7 protein-coding genes are annotated in these 7356 nt (G+C 50.3%); 3 read left to right on the top strand and 4 right to left on the bottom strand.

Annotated elements, in window-relative coordinates; all coding sequences use genetic code 11:
* Positions 1–1682, bottom strand: a 1682-nt coding sequence (locus ACTHS3_RS09380) for a TonB-dependent receptor plug domain-containing protein (protein WP_440367800.1), incomplete at its 3' end; no start/stop codon positions are given.
* A gap of 415 nt (positions 1683–2097) precedes the next feature.
* Between ACTHS3_RS09380 and groES the strand changes: the two genes are divergently transcribed.
* Together groES and groL are read left to right on the top strand one after the other, a co-directional pair.
* Complete coding sequence (groES, locus tag ACTHS3_RS09375; protein WP_003684150.1) at positions 2098–2385, top strand: co-chaperone GroES; 288 nt, start codon at positions 2098–2100, stop codon at positions 2383–2385.
* 98 nt (positions 2386–2483) lie between these two features.
* Positions 2484–4118: a chaperonin GroEL gene (groL, locus tag ACTHS3_RS09370; protein ID WP_049347844.1), complete on the top strand. Its 1635-nt coding sequence runs from the start codon at positions 2484–2486 to the stop codon at positions 4116–4118.
* A 234-nt stretch (positions 4119–4352) separates the two neighbouring features.
* Here groL and accC read toward each other — a convergent pair whose 3' ends face one another.
* From accC to accB, 3 genes are all read right to left on the bottom strand, one after another.
* Positions 4353–5714: an acetyl-CoA carboxylase biotin carboxylase subunit gene (accC, locus tag ACTHS3_RS09365; protein ID WP_070625230.1), complete on the bottom strand. Its 1362-nt coding sequence runs from the start codon at positions 5712–5714 to the stop codon at positions 4353–4355.
* Positions 5715–5742: 28 nt separating this feature from the next.
* On the bottom strand, positions 5743–5937 hold the full coding sequence (locus ACTHS3_RS09360) for a YqaE/Pmp3 family membrane protein (RefSeq protein ID WP_039862547.1): 195 nt from the start codon (positions 5935–5937) through the stop codon (positions 5743–5745).
* A gap of 70 nt (positions 5938–6007) precedes the next feature.
* Positions 6008–6466, bottom strand: a complete 459-nt coding sequence (gene accB, locus ACTHS3_RS09355; RefSeq protein ID WP_070504010.1) for an acetyl-CoA carboxylase biotin carboxyl carrier protein — start codon at positions 6464–6466, stop codon at positions 6008–6010.
* Positions 6467–6823: 357 nt separating this feature from the next.
* Here accB and ACTHS3_RS09350 point away from each other — a divergent pair.
* A partial coding sequence (locus ACTHS3_RS09350) for an S-adenosylmethionine:tRNA ribosyltransferase-isomerase (RefSeq protein WP_440367798.1) occupies positions 6824–7356 on the top strand: 533 nt, incomplete at its 3' end.

The following is a 7356-nucleotide window of genomic DNA, read 5'->3' as shown; positions in this document are numbered from 1 at the left end:
GCGGTCGTTACTTTGTCGGCGGTATCGCCGTTCAGCTTCGGTTTGCTGTAGGCTACGCCTGCACGTGCGGTCAGACCTTTCCAGCGGTAGGCTGCGTTCAGTTCGTAACCTGTGTTTTTCAGCTTGCCGCCGTTATACCAAACATAGTATTGACCCTCTTGGCGGATGGCTTGTACATCTTTGATTTGTTGATGGAAATAGCTGCCGGACAATGTAAGGGCAGAATTCCAGTGGTAGTTGAAGCCGATTTCTGCATTTCGAGAGCGTTCCGCTTTCAAGTCAGGCGATGCTTTAATCGATCTGCTGCTCATTAAAGCTGCTTCGTACAGGCGGGGGCTGCGGGTTGCATAGTTCAGGCTGGTGTTGATGGAAAAATCAGGGGTAATGTCATAAACCAACCCGATGCTTGGATTGAGGTTGCCGTCTGAATTTTCTGTATTACTGCTGGTTTTCATTTTCCAACGGTCATAGCGCAAACCTGTGGTCAGCGTAACCGGAGAGAAATCCCAAATGCCTTCTACATATACGCCGGCATCGCTTTTCTTCTCGCTGTTTTCTCCGTTTGAGCTGCTTTTTTGAGTGCGCCAGTTTACTCCGTATTTCAGGGTATGGCGGTCAAATAGACGGCTGTCGAGATTCAGATTGGCTCCGTATGTCCGTACTTCGCCGTCCAATTCATAATTTGGATTGGGGACTTCATCACGTTTGGTGTTCAAACGGTAAACATTGGCTTTGATTTTGTCGATAAAGCCCAAGTTTCCGCCTTTGAATTCCAAGTTGGTGGTGTCTTGGGTCAGCGTGCGGTAGCGCGGCGAGTTGGTGGCGACGTTCGGAATACGGTTGCCGTTGGCATCCAAAACGTATTGACCCGTACGGCGGTCAGTTTGGAAGACTTGCGAGAAATCGAACTCTTCGCGCAGGGCGCGTTCCCCATATTGTTTCTCTTGGCGGTGGCTTAATTCAATACGGTTGTCTTCGTTGAAACGATAGCCGATTTTGCCCAACAAGCCGCGTGAACCCAATCCACTGTTTAAAACCTTATCGCTTCCGAGCAAATTACGGTAGCCTTTGCCTGCCGTGTATTCTTTGTCGCGTACGAAATTGCCTGAAACCAAAGCGTCAAAACCGCCTGCCTGACCATAAACGCTTGCGCCGCGTGAATAGCCTTTATTGCTGCTGATACCGACATTGACTTTGAAACCGACGTTTTGACCTTCTCTCAGCAAATCTTTGGCTTCAACCGTTTCGGCAACAATCGCACCGCTGGTTGCACCGATGCCTGCGGAGGCCGAACCCGTACCTTTTTGTACGGCAACGACTTTTACCAATGCGGGGTCAAGCATAAAGCGGCCGTTGTGGTGGAAAATCTGGCTGTCGGTGTAGGTATCGTCAACTTTATAATCTATTTGGTCTTGACCCATGCCGCGGATGGTTACCCACTGCGACTGACCGTTGCCGCCGCCGAAACTGATAGAGGGTTCGTTGAACAATACGTCTTTTAAATCAGTGGAAGTCGTTTCTTCCATACGTTTCGTCGTTACACGGTGTGTGGCGCTTGTAGCCTGACCTTTGACGGTAACGGTATCAAGTACAACATTGTCTTTGGCTTCATTTTCTGCGTGTGCAAAACCGGCTGCCAGTGTCAGTGACAGCAGGCTCAGTCGGAACAGGGGCGTATTCATTGAGAAATGTCCTTAATAAAATGACAGTAATAAAAAATAAAAGCAAATAAAGAGAAATTATCTTTAAAATATGCAATTAAGAATAATCATCATTTATAATAGTGCGTTAAAAAGAAATAGTTGTAAAGAGTTGTATTGAATTTGTAAAGAAAGTGGCTTGTTTTTAAACGAACTTTGCAGTTGGTATATCAGGTCGTCTGAAAAATATATGATCGGGCATTTTTGCGTATGAAAATATTTGGAAAGACTGCATAGAAATTTTTACTTTTTCCCTTGAATTTGTCGCAAACAACCCAAATCTACCCGCCATTAAGGCAGGCTTTCCATAAGCGTGCCGCTATTTCCAAGTAAACCGTGTCTGTCATGTCCGACAGACAATTGTTTTCAATCTATTTATTTATCGGAGCATTAAGACATGACCATCCGCCCTTTACACGACCGCGTAGTCGTCAAACGCTTAGAAGCTGAAGAAAAAACCGCCTCCGGCATCGTTTTGCCGGGTGCGGCTGCTGAAAAACCCGACATGGGCGAAGTAATCGCCGTGGGTGCGGGCAAAATCGGTAAAGACGGCGAGCGCCGTCCGCTGGATGTCAAAGTCGGCGACAAAGTGATCTTCGGCAAATACAGCGGTCAAACTGTAAAAGCCGACGGCGAAGAGCTGTTGGTAATGCGTGAAGAAGACATCTTCGGTATCGTTGAATAATTGTTGAATTAAGTTTCAGAACCAAAGGCCGTCTGCATCAAACACGAAGTTTTCAGACGGCCTCGAACAGATTTTTAATATTGATTTGGAGAATTTAAATGGCAGCAAAAGACGTACAATTCGGCAATGAAGTTCGCCAAAAAATGGTAAACGGCGTCAATGTATTGGCAAACGCCGTACGCGTAACTTTGGGCCCTAAAGGCCGCAACGTGGTACTTGACCGCGCTTTCGGCGGCCCGCACATCACTAAAGACGGTGTGTCTGTAGCAAAAGAAATCGAATTGAAAGACAAATTCGAAAACATGGGCGCGCAAATGGTGAAAGAAGTGGCGTCTAAAACCAACGACGTAGCCGGCGACGGTACCACTACTGCAACCGTATTGGCGCAATCCATTGTTGCCGAAGGCATGAAATACGTTACCGCCGGCATGAATCCGACCGACCTGAAACGCGGCATCGACAAAGCCGTTGCTGCTTTGGTTGAAGAGCTGAAAAACATCGCCAAACCTTGCGATACTTCTAAAGAAATCGCCCAAGTCGGCTCTATTTCTGCCAACTCTGACGAACAAGTCGGCGCGATTATCGCCGAAGCGATGGAAAAAGTCGGCAAAGAAGGCGTGATTACCGTTGAAGACGGCAAATCTTTAGAAAACGAGCTGGACGTGGTTGAAGGTATGCAGTTCGACCGCGGTTACCTGTCTCCTTACTTCATCAACGACGCTGAAAAACAAATTGCTGCTTTGGACAATCCGTTTGTATTGTTGTTCGACAAAAAAATCAGCAATATCCGCGACCTGTTGCCTGTTTTGGAACAAGTGGCCAAAGCCAGCCGTCCGCTCTTAATTATCGCTGAAGACGTAGAAGGCGAAGCCTTGGCAACTTTGGTGGTGAACAACATCCGCGGTATTCTGAAAACCGTTGCCGTTAAAGCCCCTGGCTTCGGCGACCGCCGCAAAGCCATGTTGCAAGACATCGCCATCCTGACCGGCGGCGTAGTGATTTCCGAAGAAGTCGGCCTATCTCTGGAAAAAGCGACTTTGGACGACTTGGGTCAAGCCAAGCGCATCGAAATCGGTAAAGAAAACACTACCATCATCGACGGCTTCGGCGACGCAGCCCAAATCGAAGCGCGTGTTGCCGAAATCCGCCAACAAATTGAAACCGCAACCAGCGAATACGACAAAGAAAAACTGCAAGAGCGCGTGGCTAAATTGGCCGGCGGTGTGGCAGTGATCAAAGTCGGTGCCGCTACCGAAGTGGAAATGAAAGAGAAAAAAGACCGCGTGGAAGACGCGCTGCACGCTACCCGCGCAGCCGTTGAAGAAGGCGTGGTTGCAGGTGGTGGCGTAGCCTTGTTGCGTGCCCGTGCTGCTTTGGAAAACCTGCACACCGGCAATGCCGACCAAGACGCAGGCGTACAAATCGTATTGCGCGCCGTTGAGTCTCCGCTGCGCCAAATCGTTGCCAACGCAGGCGGCGAGCCTAGCGTGGTCGTGAACAAAGTGCTGGAAGGCAAAGGCAACTACGGTTACAACGCAGGCTCCGGCGAATACGGCGACATGATCGAAATGGGCGTACTCGACCCTGCCAAAGTAACCCGTTCTGCGCTGCAACACGCCGCATCTATCGCCGGCCTGATGCTGACCACAGACTGCATGATCGCTGAAATCCCTGAAGAAAAACCTGCTATGCCTGATATGGGCGGCATGGGTGGTATGGGCGGCATGATGTAAGGCCGTCTGAAACCTTCAGACAAAAAGCAAAACCGCACGGCAAGCAGCCGTGCGGTTTTTTATTTGCCAGAAAGAAGCGTAAGATGGTGAGGGGTATGTCATGATTTACGGAGAAATAAGGGCAGCCAGTTCCATTGAATCTGAAGCAATCAAATAAACTTCATCATCAAAAAAAAGCCGTCTAAAACTTTATTTTACGTTTCAGACGGCCTGATTTTTAGTCAAAACAAGGGATTATTTATCCAGTTTGGCTTTGCGTTCTTCCAACCAATGTTCCAAGTAGTGGATGCTGACACCACCTTTTTGGAAACCCGGATCGCTGAACAAGTCGCGGTGCAGCGGCGTATTGGTTTTGATGCCGGTAATCGCCAGCTCATCGAGGGCAACACGCATTTTGGCCATGGCTTGGTCGCGGTCTTTACCGACGACACAGACTTTGCCGATCAGGCTGTCGTAGTAAGGAGGGATGCGGTAGCCTTGGTAAATATGGCTGTCGACGCGGACGCCGAAGCCACCGGGCAAGTGGCAGCTTTCAATCAGGCCCGGGCTTGGAATGAAGTTGTACGGGTCTTCAGCGTTGATACGGCACTCAAACGCGTGGCCTTCGACTTGAATGTCTTCCTGTTTGTATTGCAAAGGCAGGCCGGATGCGATGCGTAATTGCTCTTGAACGATGTCTACGCCGGTGATGAGCTCGGTAACCGGATGCTCAACCTGAACGCGTGTGTTCATCTCGATAAAGAAGAATTCGCCGTCTTCGTACAGGAATTCAAACGTACCTGCGCCGCGATAGCCGATGCGTTTGCAAGCGTCGGCACAGGCTTTGCCGATTTTGGCGCGTTCTTCTTCAGTGATGAACGGGGCCGGTGCTTCCTCAATGACTTTTTGGTGGCGGCGCTGCATGGAGCAGTCGCGCTCGGCGAGGTAGATGGCGTTGCCGTGTTCGTCGGCAATCACTTGGATTTCGACGTGGCGCGGACGTTGCAGATAGCGTTCCATGTAAACCATCGGGTTGCCGAATGCCGCGCCTGCTTCGGCTTTGGTCATTTCGACAGACTGGAGGAGGTCTTCTTTTTTCTCGACGACGCGCATACCGCGGCCGCCGCCGCCGCCGGAGGCTTTAATAATGACGGGATAACCGACTTTATCGGCGATTTTGAGGATTTCTTCGCCGTCGTCTGGCAATGCGCCATCAGAACCGGGAACGCAAGGTACGCCGGCTTCGATCATGGCGTGTTTGGCAGATACTTTGTCGCCCATCAGACGGATGGTGTCGGCTTTAGGGCCGATGAAGACAAAGCCAGATTGTTCGACTTGTTCGGCAAAATTGGCGTTTTCGGCGAGAAAGCCGTAGCCGGGGTGGATGCCGTCGGCTTCGGTTACTTCGGCGGCAGCAATGATGGCCGGGATGTTGAGGTAGCTTTGTGCGGATGCGGCAGGGCCGATGCACACGGATTCGTCGGCAAGTTTGACGTGCAGGCTGTCTTTGTCGGCTTCGGAATGGACGGCGACGGTGGCGATGCCCATTTCACGGCAGGCACGCAGGACGCGCAGGGCGATTTCGCCCCGGTTGGCGATCAATACTTTTTTCAGCATGATAATCTTTCCGGATGGTTCAGACGGCCTATTGTCGGCCGCCTAATGCGTTGCGGATTTTTTGGTCGGTTTTGTATTGGCTCAAGGCATAAACCGACCACATGGCTGCCGGTATCCAGCCAACCAGCGTACATTGCAGAATCAGACAGATAATGCCTGCAAACGGACGGCCGATGGTGAAAAACTGAAGCCATGGCAAGAAAATAGCCAAAATCAGACGCATGGTTTGTCCTTAATGAACAGAAAAGGAATTTCAGACGGCCTTAAAGCTAAAGGCCGTCTGAAAAAGCGGATTATTCAATGATGAAGAGCGGCTCGCCGTATTCGACCGGAGTACCGTTTTCAACCAGAATTTCTTTAACGACACCGGATTTCTCGGCTTCGATTTCGTTCATCAGCTTCATGGCTTCGATGATGCACAAAGTATCGCCGGCTTTGACTTGTTGGCCGACTTCGACGAAAGCGGCGGCGTTCGGGCCGGGGGCGCGGTAGAACGTACCGACCATAGGCGATTTTTGCGCGTTGGACAAATCGCGAGCGGCAGGGGCGGCGGCCGGAGCGGCTGCAGCCGGAGCAGCTGCAGGGGCGGCAACCGGAGCGGCTGCGGCAGGTGCCGGAGCAGCATAAATAGGAGCTGCGGCGGCAGTGGTACGCGTAATGCGGACTTTTTCTTCGCCTTCGGTAACTTCAATTTCTGCAATGCCTGATTCTTCGACCAAATCAATCAGTTTTTTTAATTTACGCAAATCCATTGCTTTTCCTTTTTTGCGCGGCATATAAAGTGCATATTAGGTATGCGCCGCAGTGGTTTTAGATGATTTCCTGATACGTCGGAAGGCTGGTTTGCCATCCGGCGTTTAAATAATGTCGGAACAGGGCGGAGCCTGAAAAATGAATCCGGCTATTTTCCCGAACTTGTCGGTAAATGTCCAGTAAAAGATAGAAAAAAGGCGTTTTTCGGCGAAAAAAGAAAGGAACGCTGATTTTCGTTAAAAAGTGATTTCCCCAAGAGCGTTTATTCTAATTTATTGGTTTTTCGACAAAACATGCCGTCTGAAAACCCACTTTGCGCGTATAATGGCGCCTGTTTTTTTAAATTATGCACGACAATGGATATTTCCGATTTTGATTTTGAATTGCCCGAAAAACTGATTGCCCAGCATCCGCCGGAAGTACGCGGCAGCAGCAGGCTTCTGGTTGCCTTGCCTACATTGCCGATTGAAGACAAACATTTCGGCGATTTACCCGATTATGTCGCACCGGGCGATGTGCTGGTGTTTAACAATACCAAAGTGATGAAGGCACGCCTGTTCGGCCAAAAAGCCAGCGGCGGCAAAATCGAAGCCCTAATTGAACGGGTATTGGACGCGCATACCGCATTGGCGCATATCCGCTCGTCCAAATCGCCGAAACCGGGTACAGAATTGATTTTTGAAGGCGATATCCGTGCCGTCATGATGGAGCGTGCGGAAGAATTGTTTTGCCTGAAATTTGAAGGCGAGCAAACCGTTTACGAACTTTTAGAGCAAAACGGCCATCTGCCCTTGCCACCTTATATCGAACGCGTGGCCGATGATGAAGACGACAGCCGCTATCAGACCGTGTACGCCAAGTACCAAGGCGCAGTGGCCGCACCGACGGC

This window comes from Neisseria sp. P0009.S007 (assembly GCF_051962515.1).
The sequence above is the reverse complement of the archived record's forward strand: the minus strand, read 5'-3'. Positions and strand labels throughout refer to the sequence as shown.